General features: G+C 65.3%; 18 protein-coding genes and 1 pseudogene. 4 read left to right on the top strand and 15 right to left on the bottom strand.

Translation table 11 applies throughout. The features are described 5' to 3' along the window. Window positions 1-283 (top strand): annotated as a pseudogene (locus tag VL973_RS10295) (enoyl-CoA hydratase); the annotation flags it as partial. 37 nt (window positions 284-320) lie between these two features. Here the strand turns inward: VL973_RS10295 and VL973_RS10300 are convergent. The 14 genes from VL973_RS10300 to VL973_RS10365 all read right to left on the bottom strand — a co-directional run bounded on the left by VL973_RS10300 (window position 321) and on the right by VL973_RS10365 (window position 15,024). Beyond that, window positions 321-1,796 carry an NAD-dependent succinate-semialdehyde dehydrogenase gene (locus tag VL973_RS10300; protein ID WP_325283932.1) on the bottom strand — a complete coding sequence of 492 codons (1,476 nt, stop codon included), beginning with the start codon at window positions 1,794-1,796 and terminating at the stop codon, window positions 321-323. Window positions 1,797-1,810: 14 nt separating this feature from the next. Further along, window positions 1,811-3,046 (bottom strand): iron-containing alcohol dehydrogenase, encoded by a 1,236-nt coding sequence (locus VL973_RS10305; protein ID WP_325283933.1) that lies wholly within the window; start codon window positions 3,044-3,046, stop codon window positions 1,811-1,813. Beyond that, the gene (locus VL973_RS10310) at window positions 3,043-3,444 is read right to left on the bottom strand and encodes a c-type cytochrome (RefSeq protein WP_325283934.1); all 402 of its coding nucleotides are present in this window, start codon (window positions 3,442-3,444) and stop codon (window positions 3,043-3,045) included. Before VL973_RS10310 ends, VL973_RS10305 begins: the two co-directional genes overlap by 4 nt. 17 nt (window positions 3,445-3,461) lie before the next feature. After that, a complete protein-coding gene (locus VL973_RS10315) occupies window positions 3,462-5,240 on the bottom strand; it encodes a GMC family oxidoreductase (protein ID WP_325283935.1) in 1,779 nt (592 codons plus the stop codon). Next, on the bottom strand, window positions 5,240-6,031 hold the full coding sequence (locus VL973_RS10320) for a gluconate 2-dehydrogenase subunit 3 family protein (RefSeq protein ID WP_325283936.1): 792 nt from the start codon (window positions 6,029-6,031) through the stop codon (window positions 5,240-5,242). The genes VL973_RS10315 and VL973_RS10320 overlap by 1 nt, the downstream gene beginning before the upstream one ends. Continuing rightward, a complete protein-coding gene (locus VL973_RS10325) occupies window positions 6,028-7,344 on the bottom strand; it encodes an MFS transporter (protein WP_325283937.1) in 1,317 nt (438 codons plus the stop codon). Before VL973_RS10325 ends, VL973_RS10320 begins: the two co-directional genes overlap by 4 nt. Next, a complete protein-coding gene (locus tag VL973_RS10330; RefSeq protein ID WP_325283938.1) occupies window positions 7,341-8,672 on the bottom strand; it encodes an amidohydrolase family protein in 1,332 nt (443 codons plus the stop codon). The genes VL973_RS10325 and VL973_RS10330 overlap by 4 nt, the downstream gene beginning before the upstream one ends. Before the next feature lie 157 nt (window positions 8,673-8,829). Continuing rightward, window positions 8,830-9,576, bottom strand: a complete 747-nt coding sequence (locus VL973_RS10335) for a GntR family transcriptional regulator (RefSeq protein ID WP_325283939.1) — start codon at window positions 9,574-9,576, stop codon at window positions 8,830-8,832. Between the two features lie 100 nt (window positions 9,577-9,676). Next, window positions 9,677-10,126: a DoxX family protein gene (locus VL973_RS10340; protein WP_325283940.1), complete on the bottom strand. Its 450-nt coding sequence runs from the start codon at window positions 10,124-10,126 to the stop codon at window positions 9,677-9,679. Window positions 10,127-10,185: 59 nt separating this feature from the next. Continuing rightward, window positions 10,186-12,357, bottom strand: a complete 2,172-nt coding sequence (locus VL973_RS10345; protein WP_325283941.1) for a xanthine dehydrogenase family protein molybdopterin-binding subunit — start codon at window positions 12,355-12,357, stop codon at window positions 10,186-10,188. Then, window positions 12,357-13,373, bottom strand: a complete 1,017-nt coding sequence (locus tag VL973_RS10350; protein ID WP_325283949.1) for an FAD binding domain-containing protein — start codon at window positions 13,371-13,373, stop codon at window positions 12,357-12,359. Before VL973_RS10350 ends, VL973_RS10345 begins: the two co-directional genes overlap by 1 nt. Then, the gene (locus VL973_RS10355; RefSeq protein WP_325283942.1) at window positions 13,373-14,014 is read right to left on the bottom strand and encodes a (2Fe-2S)-binding protein; all 642 of its coding nucleotides are present in this window, start codon (window positions 14,012-14,014) and stop codon (window positions 13,373-13,375) included. The genes VL973_RS10350 and VL973_RS10355 overlap by 1 nt, the downstream gene beginning before the upstream one ends. 147 nt (window positions 14,015-14,161) lie before the next feature. Continuing rightward, window positions 14,162-14,632: a nuclear transport factor 2 family protein gene (locus tag VL973_RS10360; protein WP_325283943.1), complete on the bottom strand. Its 471-nt coding sequence runs from the start codon at window positions 14,630-14,632 to the stop codon at window positions 14,162-14,164. A gap of 11 nt (window positions 14,633-14,643) precedes the next feature. Beyond that, entirely contained in the window at window positions 14,644-15,024 is a 381-nt protein-coding gene (locus tag VL973_RS10365; RefSeq protein ID WP_325283944.1) for a nuclear transport factor 2 family protein, read from the bottom strand. A gap of 281 nt (window positions 15,025-15,305) precedes the next feature. Here VL973_RS10365 and VL973_RS10370 point away from each other — a divergent pair, with 281 nt between their 5' ends. Then, entirely contained in the window at window positions 15,306-16,376 is a 1,071-nt protein-coding gene (locus VL973_RS10370; protein WP_325283945.1) for an SDR family oxidoreductase, read from the top strand. A gap of 134 nt (window positions 16,377-16,510) precedes the next feature. Next, the gene (locus tag VL973_RS10375) at window positions 16,511-17,305 is read left to right on the top strand and encodes a MipA/OmpV family protein (protein ID WP_325283946.1); all 795 of its coding nucleotides are present in this window, start codon (window positions 16,511-16,513) and stop codon (window positions 17,303-17,305) included. A 197-nt stretch (window positions 17,306-17,502) separates the two neighbouring features. Here VL973_RS10375 and VL973_RS10380 read toward each other — a convergent pair whose 3' ends face one another. Next, window positions 17,503-18,129, bottom strand: coding sequence for a helix-turn-helix domain-containing protein (locus tag VL973_RS10380; RefSeq protein WP_325283947.1), 627 nt, complete (start codon window positions 18,127-18,129; stop codon window positions 17,503-17,505). A 120-nt stretch (window positions 18,130-18,249) separates the two neighbouring features. Here VL973_RS10380 and VL973_RS10385 point away from each other — a divergent pair. Continuing rightward, a partial coding sequence (locus VL973_RS10385) for a serine hydrolase domain-containing protein (RefSeq protein WP_325283948.1) occupies window positions 18,250-18,988 on the top strand: 739 nt, incomplete at its 3' end.

Consider the following 18,988-nt stretch of genomic DNA (forward strand, 5'->3'; position numbering starts at 1 on the left):
CGAAATGCTGACCGCCGAACAACTGCTGGCCAGCGGTTTCCTGCTCAAGCTGGTGGAGCGCGATGCGATGGACGCCGAACTGGCGGCATTGTGCGCGCGGGCGGCCGAAAATGCGCCGCTGACCACGCGGACGACCAAGGAGACGATCCGCCGCATGACGTTCGATGAACTGCCCCAGATCGAGGCGCTGATCGGTCAGGTTTACGGCAGCGCCGATTTCCAGCGCGGCGTCGCCGACTTCCTTGCCAAGACCAAGCGCGTCCCCGACTGGCAGGGTCGTTGAGCGATCCCCCCGGCGCGTGGCCGGGGGGACATATTCATCACCAGCTGACGGCGATATATTTCGCTTCGCAATATTCGAGCAGGCCGTGGTGCGAGCCTTCGCGACCAAGGCCGCTCTGCTTCATGCCACCGAACGGAGCCGCCGCGTCGGACACCAGCCCGCGATTGACCGCGACCATGCCGCATTCGATCCGCTCGGCCAGTTGCAGCCCGCGCTTCAGGTCGCCGGTATAGACATAGGCGGCAAGGCCATATTCGGTCGCGTTAGCCAGTTCGACCGCCTGTTCGACGTCATCGAATGGAATGACCGCCGCGACGGGGCCGAACACTTCGGTCGCCAGGATCTCAGACCCCGGCTGAACATTGGCGATGACCGATGGCGGATAGAAGAAGCCAGGCCGATCGAGCGTTTCGCCACCCAGCCGGATTTCGCCGCCGCGACCCACGGCATCGGCGACCAGTCGTTCGATCTTGTCGATCGAATCGCGGTTAATCATCGCCCCGCACTGGGTGTCGGCATCGGTGCCCTTGCCGACGCTGAGCGCGCCCATGCGTTCGCACAGCTTCGCGACGAAAGCGTCATGAATGCCGCGCTGGACATAGAAACGGTTGGCGGCGGTGCAGGCCTCGCCGGCGTTTCGCATCTTGGCGACCATCGCGCCTTCGATCGCTTCGTCCAGATCGGCGTCGTCGAGCACGAGGAAGGGGGCGTTGCCGCCCAGTTCCATCGATGAACTGATGACCTGATCGGCGGCTCCACGCAGCAGGATGCGACCGACCTCGGTCGATCCGGTGAACGACAATTTCCGCACGCGCGGATCGTGCAGCATCGCGCTGCAAACCGGGCCGGGGTCGCTGGTGTTGATGACGTTGATGACGCCCGCCGGCACGCCCGCGCGACGCATGATCTCGGCCACCGCCAGGGCAGTGAGCGGCGTCTCCTCCGCCGGTTTCAGGATGCAGGTGCATCCGGCCGCCAGCGCGGGCGCGATCTTGCGCGTCGCCATCGCGGCGGGGAAGTTCCACGGTGTGATGAGCAGCGCGATGCCGATCGGCTGATACTGAACCATGATCTTGTTCGCCCCCGATGGCGACAGGCCCAGTTCGCCGTTGATGCGAACCGCCTCTTCGGCATACCAGCGGAAGAATTCGGCGGCATAGGCGACTTCGCCGCGCGCATCGGTCAGCGCCTTGCCGTTTTCCAGCGAGATCAGGTGGGCCAGCCATTCCTGTTCGGCCATGATGCCATGAAAGCACGCCAGCAGGATCTCGGCACGCTTGCGCGGCGGCGTCGTGGCCCAGTCTGCCGACGCGGCGTGCGCGGCATCGACGGCAGCAATTCCTTCATCGACGTCTGCATCGGCAATGTCGGTCAGGACATCCCCCGAACCGGGGTCGATCACGTCGATGCGCTTGCCGCTGGCGGATGGTATCCAGCGGTCGCCGACCAGCAGGTCGGTGGGTATGGCAAAGGGTCCCGACATCGCTGCCGGTTGAAAGCTGTTGACGGTCATGGGTCGTGTCCCGTTCAGATGGCGATAAGTTGCTCGCGCTCGCCCGCATAGGCCGCGCGTGTGATCGCCCGCATTGCGTCAAGGTCGAGCGGGCGGGGATTGTTCTTGATGAGCCGCGCGGCATTCAGCGAATGTTCGGCGACATATTCCTGTTGATCCTCGGCCAGGCCCAGTTCGGCGAGCGAGGCGGGGATGCGGATCGCCCCCATCAGATCAGCGACCGCTTCGATAAATGCCTGAGAGCGTTGCTCGACGCTGCCGTCGGGCAGACCGATCAGCGTCGCCAGTTCGGCGAAGGCTTCGGCACAGGCGGGGCGGTTATACTGCATCACGAACGGCATCAGCGCCGCGACGCCCGCACCGTGCGGCGTATGGGTCAAATTGCCGATCGGATATTGCAGCGCATGGGCCGCCGCCGTGCCCGCCGTGCCGAACGCGCAACCGGCGGTCAGCGAAGCGAGCATGACGCCCTCGCGCGCTTCCATGTCGCTGCCGTCGCGCCATGCCCGTTCGAGATATTTGAACAAGTTAGCGACCGCCAGCCTGGCGAAATGGTCCGACAGCACATTCTTGCCGACGAACACATGCTCCTCGGTCAGCATGGCGTCGCCCGCGCGCGGCGCAGTGGTGAAGGATTCGATGGCATGGGTCAGCGCATCGGCGCCCGACACCGCCGTCAGTCCAGGGGGACAGGTCGCGGTCAGTTCGGGATCGCAGATCGCGACCTGTGGGATCAGATAGGGGCTGGCGATGCCAATCTTGGTCCTGCGCGCTTCGTCGGAGACGACCGCGACGGGCGTGACTTCGGAACCCGTGCCCGCCGTCGTCGGCACCGCGATCAGCGGCAGCACGGGGCCGGGCACCGCAAACTCGCCATAATAATCGCTGACTTCGCCGCCATGGGTCAGCAGCACCGCCGCGACCTTGGCGTGGTCCATCGCGCTGCCGCCGCCGATGGCGATCACGACATCGGGGCCGAATGCGCGCGCCGGCGCGACACAGGCGTCGATTGCCGAAACCGGCAGGTCGGGGATCACCCGGTCGAATACCTGGGTTTCGACGCCGTGCGCGGCCAGATCGGCCATGATCGCCGCGAACTCAGGCTGGGCCGCCTGGCGTTCGTCGGTAACGATCAGCGCGCGGCGTCCGATCCGCGCGCTGGTCGAGCCGATGGCGCCGCGCTGGCCGCGACCGAACAGGATCGCTCGCGGCAGGCGCGCAGCGCCGAAAAAAGAGGTGATTTCGGTCACTTGCTTCCCGTTGTCTTGAGATAGGCGATGATGTTCGCCTGATCCTGGGGGTTGGTAATGGGCGGTGCCATCATTTTGGTGCCGGGCACGACCTTTGAAGGGCCGGCGATGAAGCGCGCGATGGTGGCGTCGTCCCAGGTCAGGCCCGACTTCGCCATTGCGGGCGAATAACGATAACCGGGCACGGTGCCGGCCTTGCGCCCGACAATCCCGGCCAGGCTGGGACCGATGCCCTTCTTGCCGGGCACGACCGAATGGCACGCGGCACAACGTGCAAAGGTTGTCTTGCCCTTTGCGGCATCACCCTGCGCGGCGGGGGCGGGCGGTGCGGCAATCGCTGCCACCGCGCCAAGTCCCGCGATCATCACACCGGTTCCGACGATCCAGTTCCGAACCATTTCCAATCTCCTACTCTCTACACAAGCCGTTCCGGGCGTTTCAGATACCTGTTAACAATCGCGTCCGCAGCCCAGAATGCAAGGGCGCCGACCGGACCCGTCGGATTGCGCGCCGCATTCTGGGGCAGGGCGCTGGCGCCCAGCACGAACACGTTGGGAACATCCCAGGACTGGCAATATTTGTTGACCGCGCTGGTGCGCGGGTCATCGCCGAATACCGCGCCACCGGTATTGTGCGAGGTTTGATAGGGCACCGACGAGAAACGGCGTCCCGCCATGGCCCGGCCGGGCGTGGCGGTCGCCGGTTCCTTGCCGCTGATTTCGGCGGCAATCTGCTGGCACCGGGCAAAGGTGGCGGCCATGACCTTGTTCTCGTTCGATTGCCAGTCGAACGTCAGGCGCAGCAGCGGGCGGCCCCATGCGTCGCGATAGGTGGGGTCAAGATCGAGGTAGTTCTGGCGATAGGACATGACCGCGCCCTGGAAACCTACGCCCATCGTGTGCTGATACTGGTCGGCCATCGCCTTTTTCCAGCCCGCGCCCCAGCGCGGTGCACCGCCGGGCGTGGGGTGATAGGTCAGCGGATCGCCGCTGTTCTGCCCCGCGCTGATCCCCGCGCCGCCGATGAACCCGGCCTTTGCGAAATCGAAATTGTCGCTGGCGAAATCATCGATCCAGGTGCCGAGCGCGCCCGATCCCATGAACGGGTTCATGAACGTATCGCGATCAATTGCGACCCGCGCGCCGCCCAGGCTTTGATAGGCATAGTTGCGGCCGACAACGCCGGTATTGCTTTTCGGATCATAGGGCGTGCCGATGCCCGAATGCAGCATCAACTGGACATTGCCGGTCACGAACGCGCCCAGAATGACCAGATCGGCGGGCTGTTCAAACTCGCGCCCGCGCGCATCGGCATAGGTCACGCCGGTCGCACGCTTGCCGGTGCTGTCCAGATTGACCTTGAGCACCATCGAATTGGTGCGAAGCTCGAAATCGCTGTTCTTGCGCGCCAGCGGCATCATCGTGAAATGCGGGCTGGCCTTGGCATTCGCTTCGCACCCGTAATTGGTGCAGTGGCCGCAATAATGGCATTGTCCCAGCGCGATGCCGTCGGGATTAACGTAATTGTCCGAACAATTCGCGGCCGGAATGGGGAAGGGGTGGTAACCCAGCCGCTTGGTCGCGGCCTCGAACATCGTCATGCTTTGCGACGGCGTCATCGGGGGCAGCGGAAATTCGCTGCTGCGCGGCGCTTCGAACGGGTTGCCGCCCTGCTGGATCTTGCCGCGCAGATTGCCCGCCTTGCCCGACACGCCGCAAACCTTCTCGAACTTGTCGTAATAGGGTTCGATGTCCTGATAGCTGATCGGCCAGTCCTGAAGGTTCATGTCCTGGGGGATCAGCGAACGGCCATATTTATCGACCGTGCCGGACAGCATCCGGTGCTCCCACTCACCCCAGCGCCAGGTCAGGCCCGACCAGTGCGCGCCCGACCCGCCAAGGCCCGAGCCGGGGATGAAAAAGCCATATTGCCGCATCGGCAGCGCGGTCTGGCTCATGTCGTTGCGGAACGTGATCGTTTCCTTCGACAGGTCCTGCGCCAGATCCAGCCGTCGCGAATATTTCAGCGCGTCATGCGATTGCGGCGCGGCGAAATCGGGGCTGGTATCCTGAAACTTGCCGCGTTCCAGCATCACCACCTTGAGACCGGTGGGCGCGAGTTCCTTGGCCGCGATGCCGCCGGTCCAGCCGGAGCCGACGATCACCACGTCGACGGGGGGGAGACGGGTAGCCATCAGCTCATGTCCTGGATCGAAAGCGGTTCCTCGACCCGGAACGGCTTGTTGCGCCATTCGGCGATCTTGTCCGAATACATCTCTCCGACGCCCGGATAGCCCAGCAGTTTCCACGACGCCTTGCCGCGGTTGCCGCCATAGATCGGATCGGAAAAGAAGCCGTCCATCGCCAGTTGGAACAACATGTTGAAGAAGACGCGCGTAGGCACGGCGTCGAGGGCGATCCTGTCCGCTTCCAACGCGGTGACGATCTCGACGCGGACGGCATCATCCACCGTGTCGAAGCTGTTGTCGGCATGTGCCTTGCGGACCCAGGCGTTCACATCGGCAATGCCCAGCCGCACGACATCGGCGGGCGCCAGCGCCAGTTGATAGCCCTGTTCGGGGGTGCCTTCCCGAAACGGACCCTGCAGATACATGTGATTGCCGCGCCCCCAGCCCGAATAAAGCTGGCGATCGATAAAGGCGGCGACGCCCAGTTCGGTGCCGCTTGCCGACAATTCGTCGGCCGGGATCAGCGTGTCGACAAAGGTCTCGATAAAGGCCGCCTCTTCGGTGTCGAGAAAGATATAGCCAGCGGGCGGCGCTTCGCCGGTGGGGGCGGGCGCGGCGTGCGCCGACATGTCGTGGCTGCTGGGCGGCGCGGGCGGGGCCGGAACCGGGGCCGCGCCGACCTGCGGGATGGGATCGGTCTGCTGGGCTGCAACGGTGGCAGGCACGGCGGCGGCGCCCACGCCCAGCCCGGCCATTTTCAGCAGGGTGCGACGATCGGTGGTGGTGCGCTCACTCATGCCGTGACACTCCCATTTTCGACATGAAGGGGGCGTGAAGCGTCGATCCGCAGGAACAGCACCGCAGCGATCACGCACAGCACCGCCAGCACCGCGAATGCAGCGAACCAGCCGCTTGCCGCGACGATATAGCCCGTTACCGCCGCCGCGATCGCCGCGCCGATATTGCCCAGCGTGTTCATCACCGCCGATACCGAGCCGGCATATTCGCCGCCAATGTCCAGCGTCACGGCCCAGGACACGCCGACTGTCAGCTCAAGGCCGAACAGCGCCACGCAAAAGCACAGGATGCTGGGAATGGGATCGGCGAGCGCCGCGGCCAGCGGGATCATTGCCGCGGCGATCAGGAAGCCGGTGATCGCGACCGAACGGCGCGCCATCTTCAGTCCCGCGCCGCGCCGCACCAGCCTGTCGGAGAACCAGCCGCCCGCCAGGTCGCCGACCACGCCCGCCATCAACGGCATACTGGCGAACAGGCCCATGACCGCGATGTCGTAACCGCGTGCGTCGTGCAGATATTTGGGGAACCAGGTCAGGAAGATGTTGATGCAATAGGCATAACAGAAATACATCGCCGACAGCGTCCACAGCTGCGGCTGTGCCAGCAGCACTTTCCAGGGCACCTTTACGCGTGCCTTCCCCTTGCCCAGCGCGGCTTCGATCATTTCAAGCTCGGCGGCATTGACCGATGCGTGTTCGCGCGGCGTGTCGCGGTAATACCAGAACCACAAGCCGGCCCATGCCACGCCCACCAGTGCGAACAGCACGAAGGGCAACCGCCAGCCAAAGCTGACGATCAACAGCGCGACGAACACCGGCGTCACCGCGCCGCCCAGCCGCGCGCCCGCATGGGTCAGCCCCTGCGCCCAGCCGCGCTCCGACGGCAGCATCCAGCGTGACAGGCTGCGCGTGGCGATCGGAAACGCGCCCGCCTCGCCCATGCCGAACAGGAAGCGAGACACCATCATCGAACCCGCCGACCAGGTCATCGCGGTGGCGGCGGTAAAGGTCGACCACCACAGCACCACGCCCGTTAACGCGCGGCGCGGACCGAAGCGGTCGCCCAGCCAGCCGCCGGGGATCTGGAACAGGGCATAGGCGATCTGGAACGACGCAAAGATCCAGCCCATCGTGACGAGCGAGAAGCCGAATTCGGCCTGGATCGACGGCGCGGCGGTCGCGATGACCACTCGGTCCATATAGGTGATGAGATAGGCGAGCACCGTCAGCCACAGGACGACGTGGCGCGAACGGGTCGGGCGCATTCCGGGCGGTGCGGGGCCGCGATCGGCGGCAGCGGCGGCGTCGATCATTTGGGTGCCGCGCCGCAAGCGTCGGCGGGGCGGCCGGTGCAGGTCTGCCAGATCGTCGGCATCTTGCGCCCGGCGACATAAACCGCATGGATCGACCGCGTGTTGCGGATATCGGCGGTCGGATCGCGGTCGAGCACCAGCAGGTCACCCCATTTGCCCGGCTCTACCGTGCCGATGTCACGCGCGTTGAGGAACCGGGCATTGGTGCCTGTCGCGGCGGTCAGCGCCTGAAGTGGCGTGATTCCGGACTTGACCATCAGTTCGAGTTCCCAATGCGCGAAATAGCCGGGAAAGCGCGCGGTCGGGCCGCTGTCGGTGCCCATGCCATATTGGACGCCGGCCTTTGCCATGGCGCCGAAATTGGCCATCGCCTTGGTCAGCACCTCGGGATATTTCGCGAAATGCGGGCCGCTTGCCAGCCGCTGCTGCCGCTCGGGGCTTTTCAGCGCCGCGATCGTCGCGGGCGCGACACCGCGCGAGAAGAAGGGATCGTCGACAAATGGCAGCAACTTGTAGGTGAAGGACGCCTCACGGCTGAGTGTCGAGGCGATCTGCCACACATCGCCCGCCTTCATCTTTGAAGCCAGCGACGGGTTCAGCGCGCCGTCGCGCACCTGATGCATGAAGCCGTCGACGCCCTGGTCGACCAGGGTCGCGGCATTTTCCTGATAGAAGATGTGGGCGACCGCTTTCTTGCCCAGTTCGTGCGCGGTGTCGATCGCGGCCTTGCTGATCGGATAGGGCATCCGCTCGGCGATGTCGCCGAACTCGTCATCCATCCAAAGTTTCACGAAATCATCGCCCTTGGCGACTTCACGGCGGACCATCGCCTGTGTTTCGGCAGGGGTGGATACTTGCTGCTCAAGCCCCGGCACGCCGCCATAGCTGCCCTTGTAAACCACGCCGCGTCCGGCGGTAAACGCCCGCGCCGTGTCGATCCGGCCGATGCGGCGCTGATCGGCGATGACGTTGTGGATCTCGTCGCCATCGGTGCCCAATGTATAGACCGAGGTGACGCCATAAGCGGCATAGAGCTTTAGTTGCTGCTCGATATTCTCGCGGTCGTAATATTTGGTGTAGTTCTGGTCGATCCCATCGACCAGCCCCAGATGGACGTGCGAATCGATGATGCCGGGCATCAGATATTTGCCGCGCAGGTCCTGCCGGGTCGCGCCGCTTGGGACCTTGACTTCGGCCGCCGGACCGACCTCCGTGATGCGGCCGTCGACCAGCACCAGTGTCTGGTCGCGCTGCGGCGGGCGGCCCATCCCGTCGATCAATGTGAAATGTTCAAGGACGATCGTTTCGGCATCAGCGGTTGCGCTCACACATGCGACCGCTACCATCGACACCAACGGCATCGCGAACCCTATCATGGGTCGTCCAATTCCCCGCATCGCCCTCTCCGGCTTTTTCCTATCCTATATGATTTGGGTAGGGCGCGGGGCCAACGCTGTCAACCGCTGTTTTGGCAAAGGCCGTTGGTCAGGCGGCCGGGGTCTCCAGGCGGGAAAGCACGCGGTCCATGCGTTCCTGCGAGGATTCAAGGTGCAGGCGAACCGCACTCGCCGCCCGTTCCCCTTCACCGGCGACCAGCGCGTCGATGATCGCGCGGTGTTCGGCGGCGGCTTCGGTCGGCGCGTTGGTGCGGTAAAGCGCGCGAAAGATGTGCAGATGCGCGTGCAGCCGTTCGATCGTATCGGCGATCAGCCGGTTGCCGCTGAGCGTCGCAATCAGCCGGTGCAGCCGGTCATCAGCCTCGGCAAAGCGCGAATAGGTGGCGGCGTCACCTTCGACAATCGCCGACATGTCACGTTCGATTGCTTCCAGAACCTTGATCGATTCAGGTGTCATGGCATCGGCCGCGCGCTGGGCGGCATAGGGTTCGATCAGCTGGCGAAGCGTATAAAGGTCGCGAACCTCGTCGCGCGACATTTGCGGACTGGCGCGATAGCCGACATTGGGCATCTTGAAGACCAGCTTTTCGGCCTCCAGCTGGCTCAACGCCTCCCGGATCGGGGTCTGTGAGATGTTTAGCCGCCGTGCGACCTGATCGATGGCAATGCGCTCGTCGGGCGCGATCTGAAGCGTCATCAACGCGGTCAGCAGATGGTCATATGCCTGCTGCACCATCGTCGGGCCGGCCGCCGGGCGCGTGGCGCGCGAACGCGGCGTCGTGCCTTCGGTGGGAGCACCGTCGTGCAGGTTCCGCATCAGGATCTCGTTTCGCATAGTCCCATCCTATAGGATAGAATCCTGAACGGGAAGGGCTGGTGCGCGCCCGACCCGTCGAACGGCCTCGCCCCGGCCGGCCGGTGCGATCATCGCGGGGTTACAATTCGCGGCCCATCAATCTGTCCAGCGACCATGCACCGGCCCCATGCATCGACAGGTGCAGCGCGATGAAGCCGAGCACGATGGGATATTCAATTCCCCGGTCGATCCATGGATAGGTCGGACCCAGCGCAAGGCAGATCACCAGCATCTGCACGCCGAGCATCGGTGCGAACAATCGCGTCGCAAGCCCCATTGCAATCGTCAGGCCGCCAACAGTCTCAAGAAGCGCAACGAACGTGGCGAGTTGCGTGGCAAAGGGCAGTCCCAAAACGCCGCCGATCAGATTGACCGAGCCGCCGAATGGATCGGCCATCGATCCATGGGCGCTGCCGGTCAGTTTCGGCAGCCCATGGGTCGCGATCGTCAGCCCGAACGCGATGCGTAAAAGAACGTGGCTGACGATCCGGCCCGGCGCGTAGATACGTTCGAGGCCGGGAAGCAACAATGGGGTTGCGCGGCTCGCGCCCGGTTTCGGTTCGGACCGCTCCTTTTCAAACATCGCGGTCAGATCAGATGCTCGATGCGGATCGGCATTCGCCGCAACCGGCGTCCGGTAGCGTGGAAAATGGCGTTGCCGATCGCGCCCGCCGCGCCGACCATCGACACTTCGCCCAGCCCCTTGGCGCCAACGCCGTTCAGCAGCGGATCGGGCCGGTCGATGAAAGCGACGTCGATCTCTCCGACATCGGCATTCACCGGGACGACATAATCGGCGAGGTCGTTATTGTGCCAGCCGCCAAAGCGCGGATCGACTTCGGTCTCCTCGCGCAGCGCCGACCCGATCGCCCAGATCACGCCGCCGCGCACCTGGCTGGCGGCGGTGCGGGGCGAAACGACGCGCCCGCAATCGGCGACGCTGACGATGCGGGGCACCCGGATGCGGCGCGTGCGCGGCTCGACATGCACTTCGGCGAAATGGGCGATGTAGCTGAAGCTGGTGAACGCCGGATAGGCAGGACCGGCAAGCGCGAAGCCCGCCGCGCGCAGCCCCTGCAAGGCGCTGGCATCCTGTCCGGGCGCCAGCGTCGAGACCTCGACCTGAAGATGGGGGCGGCGGATGGTGGCGAGTTGCTGGTGCAGATTGCCCGACACCATGCGCCCGTTCAGCAGCTCGATCATTGCCGCCTTCAGCTTGGCCGCTGCCGCCTGGATCGCGGGCAGGGCGCTGGCCGTGCCCCAGGAGCCTGCGGTGACGTGCTGCGGCACGACGCTGGTGTCGCCGATGACCAGTTCCAGCCGCTCGGCATCGATGTCCAGTTCGCGCAGCAGCGCCGCGGCAATGACGGTGCGGATGCCCTGGCCCATTTCGTGCGCGGACACGGCGAAGCGGGTCGTGCCGTCGGCACCGATCCGCAATGTCGCGATGTTCGCCGACGTGATCGCCGGATAAGCGCCGCAGCCGACGCCGAAGCCCACTTGCGTCCCGTCGGCGAGCGTCATCGATCCCGGCGCGGCGCTGCGGCGGTCCCAGCCGAACCGCTTTGCGCCCTCGGCGATGCATTCGTTCAGGAAACGCGACGACAGCTTGCGCCCCGTCACCGGGTCGATGGTGGTGTCATGCGCCAGCCGGAACGCGACCGGGTCCAGCCCCAGTTTCAGCGCCAGTTCGTCAACCGCGCCTTCAAACGCGAACGATGCGGGGTGTGGATGGGGCGCGCGCATATAGCCGGGATTCTGCGTGTCGATCCGCACATTGGCGGTCGTGCCGTGATAATCGGCAACGCCGTACATTTGGGGCTGCGCTTCATGATATTCGGGCGGAAACTGGCCCGTACGGGACTGTTGGTGATCGGCGTCATATTCGATCGCGACCATCTTGCCCGCGGCATCGGCGCCGATCTTGATCCGGTGGCGGCTGAGCGGGCGGAACGTGGCGTTGTGAAACACCTGTCCGCGCGGCATCACCAGCTTGACCGGGCGACCGGTCAGCATCGCCGCGCGGGCGATCAGCGGCGTCTGGCGCTGCGGCGTTCCTTTCTGGCCGAAACCGCCGCCGACATAGCGCGACTTCACATCGACCACCTGCGGGTCGATGCCCAGCGCACGCGCCACGTTCGAACGGGTCGTCTGCGCCGACTGGGTGGCGTCGTAAACGGTCAGCCGCCCATTCGACCAGACGGCCATGGTGGACAGCAGTTCGATGGGATTGTGATGCTGGGCCGGGCATTCATACTCGACCTCGACGCTGTCGACCGCGCGCGCCATGGCTGTTGACGCATCACCTGCCTCGACGGGTTCGGCCGGTTCGCGTTCGGCCCCGTCGCTGGTGATGACCGGGGCGAATGTCGGCGCGGGCGCGTAGCGCGGCTGGATCGCTTCGGCGCCCGCGATCGCCGCTTCGATCGAGTCGGCCAGCACCAACGCGACGGGCGCGCCGCGATAGGCGATGTCGGACAGAATGGTCGGCGTCGGCGGTGCGGCGGCAAAGCCGCTTGCGCCGGTTGGCGGGGGGCTGGGCGGGCCGAAATCGGCGGCGGTCAGCACGCGGACGACACCGGGCACCGCCATCGCCGCCTCGACCGGAACCGCCGCGATCCGGCCCTTCGCAATCGTGGCGGGCACGGTCATTGCGTAAAGCATGTCGGGCAACGGGATGTCGGCGGTAAACGCGGTGCGGCCCAGCACCTTCTCCAGCGCATCGAAGCGGGCGCGGTCGTCAAAGGGGGCAGCGGCCATCAGGCGTTCCTTTCCGCAGCGATCATCAATGCATCGGCGACGGTGCGTGCGCCGAGTTCGATCTTGAAGCCGTTCTGGCGGCCGGGCGTCGCGCCCGCCAGCGCCGCGCGTCCGGCGGCGAGCGCCGTTTCCGGCGTCAGTTGCTGGCCGACCAGCAACCGTTCGGCGGCATCGGCGCGCCACGGCCGGGTCGCGACGCCGCCCAGCGCGATATGGGCACGGCGCACGCGCGCCCCGTTCATGTCGAGCGCAACCGCAGCTGAGGCGAGCGCAAAGGCATAGCTCTCCCGGTCGCGGATCTTGTGATAGGTCGATTGGCGGCCGGCCGCGGTTTTCGGCACCATGATCGCGGTGATGATCTCCCCCGGTCGGACGGTGAACTCAAGGTGCGGCGTCGCTCCCGGCAGGCGATACAGCTCGCCGATCGGCAGCACGCGCCGCCCCTGCGGACCGAGCAGCTCGATCGACGCGTCGAGCGCGGTCAGCGCGACCGGCCAGTCGCCGGGGCTGACGGCGGTGCAGGCCTCGCTCTGCCCCAGCACTGCCTGACCGCGATCCAGGCCGTCGATCGCGGCACAGCCGCTGCCAGGCTGCCGCTTGTTGCACGGATAGGCCCCCACGGCGGAGGGATTGCCCGTGCCGTTGCGGAAATAGATGCAGCGCGTGCGCTGGAGCAGGTTGCCGCCGACCGTCGCCATGTTGCGAAGCTGCTGCGACGCCGCCTTCCACAGCGATTCGGCAAGCACCGGATAATCGGCGAGCACCCGTTCGTGCCGGGCGACATCGCTCATCGTGGCAAGCGACCCGAAACGCAGCGTGTCGCCTTCGGTCTCGATCGCGTCGAGACCCGCGATTGCGGTCACGTCGATCAAGTGGCGCGGGCGCGCGACATCCAGCTTCATCATGTCATACAGCGACGTGCCACCGGCGATGTAGCTGGCGCCGTCCCCCGCCCGATCAAAGGCGGCCACGGCATCGGCGGCGGAACGGGGGCTGGCATAAGTGAAGGGCTGCATCACGCGGCTCCCATCTTTGCGGCGGCATCCTCGATCGCGGCGACGATCCCGACATAGGCGCCGCAGCGACAGATATTGCCGCTCATATATTCACGAATGCGATCCTTGGACGTGGCATTGCCCTCCTGCACCAGCGCGACCGCGGCCATGATCTGGCCGGGCGTGCAATAGCCGCATTGCAGCGCGTCATGGTCGATGAACGCCTGTTGCATGGGGTGCAGCGGCGCGCCGTTGGACAGCCCTTCGATCGTCAGCACTTCGCGCCCCCCGACCTTGGCGGCCAGCGTCAGGCACGATGCGATGCGCTTGCCGTCGACATGGACGGTGCACGCGCCGCACTGCCCGTGATCGCAACCCTTCTTGGCGCCCGTCAGCGCCAGCCGTTCACGCAACAGGTCGAGCAGCGAGCTGCGCGCGTCGATATCCAGTTCGACGGCCTGTCCGTTCACCGTGGTGCGAAGCCGCAATCCCGCCGCCGGGACCGTGCGCGCGGGCGTCTGCGCGGCGTTCGCGACATCGCCTGCCGCCAGTGGCATCAGGGCGAGGGCCGCGCTGCCCTGCAGCGTGTCGCGGCGCGTGACCGGCAGGCCGGCCCGGGCCGGACGTTGCTGCGCCTTGGTGCTCTCGTCGGAAATATCCATGCGCGTTCTCCTGGCGCAAACCGCGACGGCGCTGACGTTGCCTGCGGTGTGTGATGATGGTCGGCGCATGAAAACGCTTACGCGCTTATCTGCGCCGATGCCACGGGTCGCTCGGCGGGCGGGCAGGGCAAGCTGCGCCAGCCTGATCTAACCGCGCGACTGAACTCGCTCCACCGCCTTTATTTCGGTCGGCGTCGGCTCGATCCCAAGCGACACATACAGTGTAGCGTTGGCATATTCCGTTATGCGCGTGATAAGTCCGTTCTCCACGTCAAAGCGCGTGACATAGACATTGCTGTAGGGCGCGCCCGAATGCGTGACCGTCGCGCTGCCCCTTGCTTCCATATAAGCCCGCCGGCCATCGGCGGTTTCGCTCCAGTCCGGGTCCGGCCAGCGAAGTCCGCTGAACTTGCGGAACAGGCCATAGGTATAATCAAGAACCTCGTCCTTCCCGGCAAAAACACCCATCGGCTCGCCGGTCGCATCGGCGGCGATCGGAAAGATCTGCTCGACATCATCGGCAAGCAAGCGTGCGATGCCGTCTCGATCCTGGGTTTCGATGAAATGGACATAGTCCTGCGCGACGGCCAGCGCGCCGCGATTGTTGGTGTCGGTCATGTCATTCTCTCTCAGCTTGCCAGCGCCCTGATCGCGGGCCGGGGATCGAGCCAGTAGACGCGAAGGGCCGACGGCTTTCCGTCCCTCAGCGTCCAATCCTCGCCCAGCACCACCGGCTCGCCGAGGATCGTATCGGCGGTGATGGTCACGAAGACCTGGCCTCCATCGCCGTAGATCGAGGCCATCTTCAGCGTTTCGAGCCGCAGCGCGGCGGCGAGTTGGGGCAGGATCTTCGCGATCACTGCATCGCGCCCTTCGGTTACGCCGCCCCAGGGAAGCATCGGGGGCGCCTCGACACGAAAATCTTCATGCACCGTCGCGGCGAGCGCAACGGCATCGCCCGATGCGGCGGCCTCGTAAAAACGCAGGACCGCCGCCTTGTCGTCGCTCATACCCTGTTCCTCACACGAAGCGGCCGGTTCCGAACATAGGAAGCGGATCGACGCGGCGGTTGCCAAATCCTCCGCATAACTTGCCCAGGACTGCAATCATGCCGGTTTCCGCGCGAGATACACAGCCGCGGCTCGGTGCATATCAACTGACAAGAATAGGCATGTTTATTGAGGCATTCGGCATTCGGGCCGAGGAATACTTCCTCTAGCTTGCGGGCGGTCATCAAGCAGGGAGCGCGCATATCATGACAGGATCGGCCGCCGCCTCAACCGGATCGCGATTGTCGCGTCGTTCCCTTGTCCGATACGGCGCGGCGGGTATCGGGGTGGCGATCCTGGGTGGCGGCACCGCCGTCATGGCGAACCGGCCGCCCATGTCCCCGCGGCAACAGGGATTGCCAAGGATCCCCGACTGGACGGCCGCCGACATCCCTTCGATGCAGGGGCGCTCGGCGCTGGTCACGGGTGGCAACGGCTATCCCGTGGGCGATCGCAGCGGGCTGGGCTTTCATGACGCGCTCGAACTCGCGCGCGCCGGGGCGGACGTGACCATCGCGTCGCGCAATCAGGACCGGGGCGAGGAGGCCGTCCGGCGCATCCGCGCCAGCGTGCCGGGCGCCTTGATCCGTTTCGAGCCGCTCGACCTGTCGGACCTCGCTTCGGTCGCCGCCTTTTCGCAGCGGATGCGCGGCGATCGAGGGAGCCTGGACATCCTCGTCAACAATGCGGGCGTCATGGGGCGGAAAAATCGCGAAGTTAGCGCCGATGGGTTCGAACGGGTCTTTGCCACGAACACGCTCGGTCATTTCGCATTGACCGCCCGGCTGATGCCGCTGTTGCGCGCGGGCAAAGCGCCGCGCGTCGTCTGGGTTTCCAGCAGTCGCGCGTTCATGGGCGCAATCGATTTCGCCGACCTGCAACTGGTCAGGAACTATCACTATGGCGCGGCTTACGACAACAGCAAGCTCGCCAACCTGTTGCTTGCGTTCGAGATGCAGCGACGCGGCGTGGCGGAAGGGTGGGGCATCGCGACCATCGCGGCCCATCCCGGCATCGCCCGAACCAATCTGGTGCCGGATGGCCCCGGCCCGGACAGTCTGGAGGGGCGCAATCATCGCTACATGCCGTTCCTGTTCCAGCCGCCCGCGCAAGGGGCCTTGCCGACCCTGTATGCGGCAACCTCGCCACAAGCGGCGGCGGGCGGATATTATGGCCCGAACGGGTTTCTGGGGCTGGGCGGACTGCCCGGCTGGGCCGGCATCCCGGAACAGGCCGACGAACGGCAACTCGCCGCAAGGCTGTGGGCCACGCTTGATGACCTTGGCGGCGTGACATTCGGCCCGATGGGTTGATGCCGCCATGCCCGCCGTCCTGCGATCCACGCGACGACTGCCTCACTTCGCCTGTCTCACGTCAAATGACCCGCCGGCCTGCGCGACCAGCGACGCGCCCGGTGGTCGCGAATATCCAAAACAAAGGACCACAGATGCGTATTCTTCTGCCGATCACCCTGGCCTGCGGCATGGCCCTGCCATACACGGCCGCCGATGCCCAGCAGGCGCCTTCGGACGGCGCTCCCCACGGGATGGTCGCTGTCGGCGTGGGTGCGGTCCCCGAATATGACGGCGCCGATGATGTTCGGGTGCTGCCCTTCGTCATGGGTGAAGTGACCATCGGTCGAACGGCGGTGCAATTGCGCGGACAGGGTTTGCGGGTCGATCTTGCCGCCGACCCGCGCCTTGCGATCGGGCCGGTGGTGGGCGCGCGCCTGCCGCGTGATGATGCGAATGGGGCGGTGGGGCTCCTGCCCGAAATCGGCACCGCGATCGAGGCGGGCGGTTTCGTCGGCTATCGGTTCGGCGGTGGTCAATATGGGCAAGGGGCGCTTCAGGTCGAACTGTCGCTGGTGCATGACGTGTCGGATACGCATGACGGCTTGCTCGCCACCCTCGGCACCAGCTACGCGGCGGTTCGCACCCCCGACTTCTTCGTTTCGCTCGATGCACAGACGACCTGGGCGAGCGCGGATTATACGCGCACCTATTTCGGGATCGACGCCGCCGCCGCGACCGCCAGCGGCTTGCCCGCATATCGCCCCGGTTCGGGTTTCAAGGATCTGGGTGCGGGCGTGACGGCCGGCTACTGGTTCAGCCGCCGCTTCGGCGTGATCGGGCGTGCCGGTGCGAGCTATCTCGTCGGCGATGCGGCGGAAAGTCCTGTCACCGACGAGGGACGCCGTTGGCAGCCGGCTGGCGGACTTGGACTGTCATACCGGTTCTAGTGGCGGGCATCGGAAACGCGTCCTGACCGGGGCTTGCTGACCGGGGCTTGTCCGGCCCCCGCCGCTTTTTCCGATCCAGTCGGTCCGATGCGGGACAAGGCGGCCCGCACATCGGGGCGGATGCCGGACCGGCAAGGTGGCGGGCGTTGGCTCGCCACCTCCCGATCGGATATTCCGGTCGTCTGTGGCCGATCAACTCAACGCCGTTCCTCGTGCAGGTTGAGCATGGCGTCCATCAGGTTCTCCTCCGAACTCGACATCACGCCCAGCACTTCGGCTTCATCACATCCTTCGGCCGCGAGATAGGCGTGACCCATGCTCGAATCGATATAGAGCGATTGCCCCGCCTCAAGCGTGACCGGATCGTAGAATTCGGTCTGCACGACCACCTTGCCCCTCAGCACATAGATGAATTCCTCGCCCGAATGATGGACCAGATCGCCGAACTGTTCGGCCGATCGTGCCCTGATCTTGGTGAGCACGGGGATCATCCGTTTCCGGCGAAGCTCGGTGCAGAGATAGTAATAGTCGTAGTTGGGCGTTTCGACGCGAACCGATCGCGATATATCGCCCAGGCTTCGACGCGCCGTCACTGGCGCGCCCGTATCACCGGCATTTTCGGCGAACAATTCGGACATCCGCATTCCCAGCCGCTGCGCCAGTGACTGGAGTTTGTCATAGCTCAGGGTCAGGCGGTCGTGCTCGACCTTGGATAGTGTCGATACCGGAATACCGCTCTTTTCGCTCATCTGTTTGAGCGTCCACCCCTCTCGGCTTCGGAGCGCCCGCAACAGGGTGCCCAGGGTGGACCGTTCAGCGGACATGTGCATTTTCTCCAGGCCATTGACGCATTCTCCAATCAGGATAACACTGTCCCAGTCGGAGCGATACTTCTCGCATGGTATCGGGTCGAAACGACGGGAGCAATCACGGGGAGCGACGAGATGCGGTGGAGACCAATATTGGCGGCGGCGCTGATGCTGTTCACGGGCGGCGCGAGCGCGCAGTCGCCCTCGGTTCTCCAGCCGCCGCTTTCTCCGCCCGCGACCATTTCAGCCGAAACGCCAGTTGTCCCCATCGGGCAGCAGCGTCTGACCGATACCGACCTCAATGCCTGGCTCGACGGTTACATGCCCTATGCGCTGCATTCGGGGGACCTTGCCGGCGCGGTGGTCTATGTCGTTCGGGACGGACGCATCGTCGCTGGCCGTGGATATGGCTATGCCGACATCGCCAGGCGCATTCCCGTCGATCCCGAACGCACGCTGTTTCGTCCGGGGTCGGTATCGAAGCTCGTCACCTGGACCGCGGTGATGCAACAGGTTGAGGCGGGCCGCATCGACCTCGACGCCGATATCGGCCGCTATCTCGATTTTCCGCTGCCTGGGCGTGCTGACGGGCCGATCACGATGCGCCACCTGATGACGCACACGGCTGGCTTCGAAGAAGCGATCAAGGACTTGATCGGCGACGATCCGGCCGCCGTGCCGCCGTTCGACGCTTATCTGAAGCGGTGGGTGCCGCGCCGCATTTTCAAGGCGGGAACGACGCCCGCCTATTCCAACTGGGGCACCGCGCTCGCGGCCTATATCGTCCAGCGCGTGTCCGGCATTCCATTCGACGATTATGTCGAGCAGCGGATCTTCGCGCCGATCGGCATGAATACCGCCAGCTTTCGCCAGC

It is taken from the genome of Sphingomonas sp. (genome assembly GCF_035490575.1).
Lineage (GTDB): Bacteria > Pseudomonadota > Alphaproteobacteria > Sphingomonadales > Sphingomonadaceae > Sphingomonas.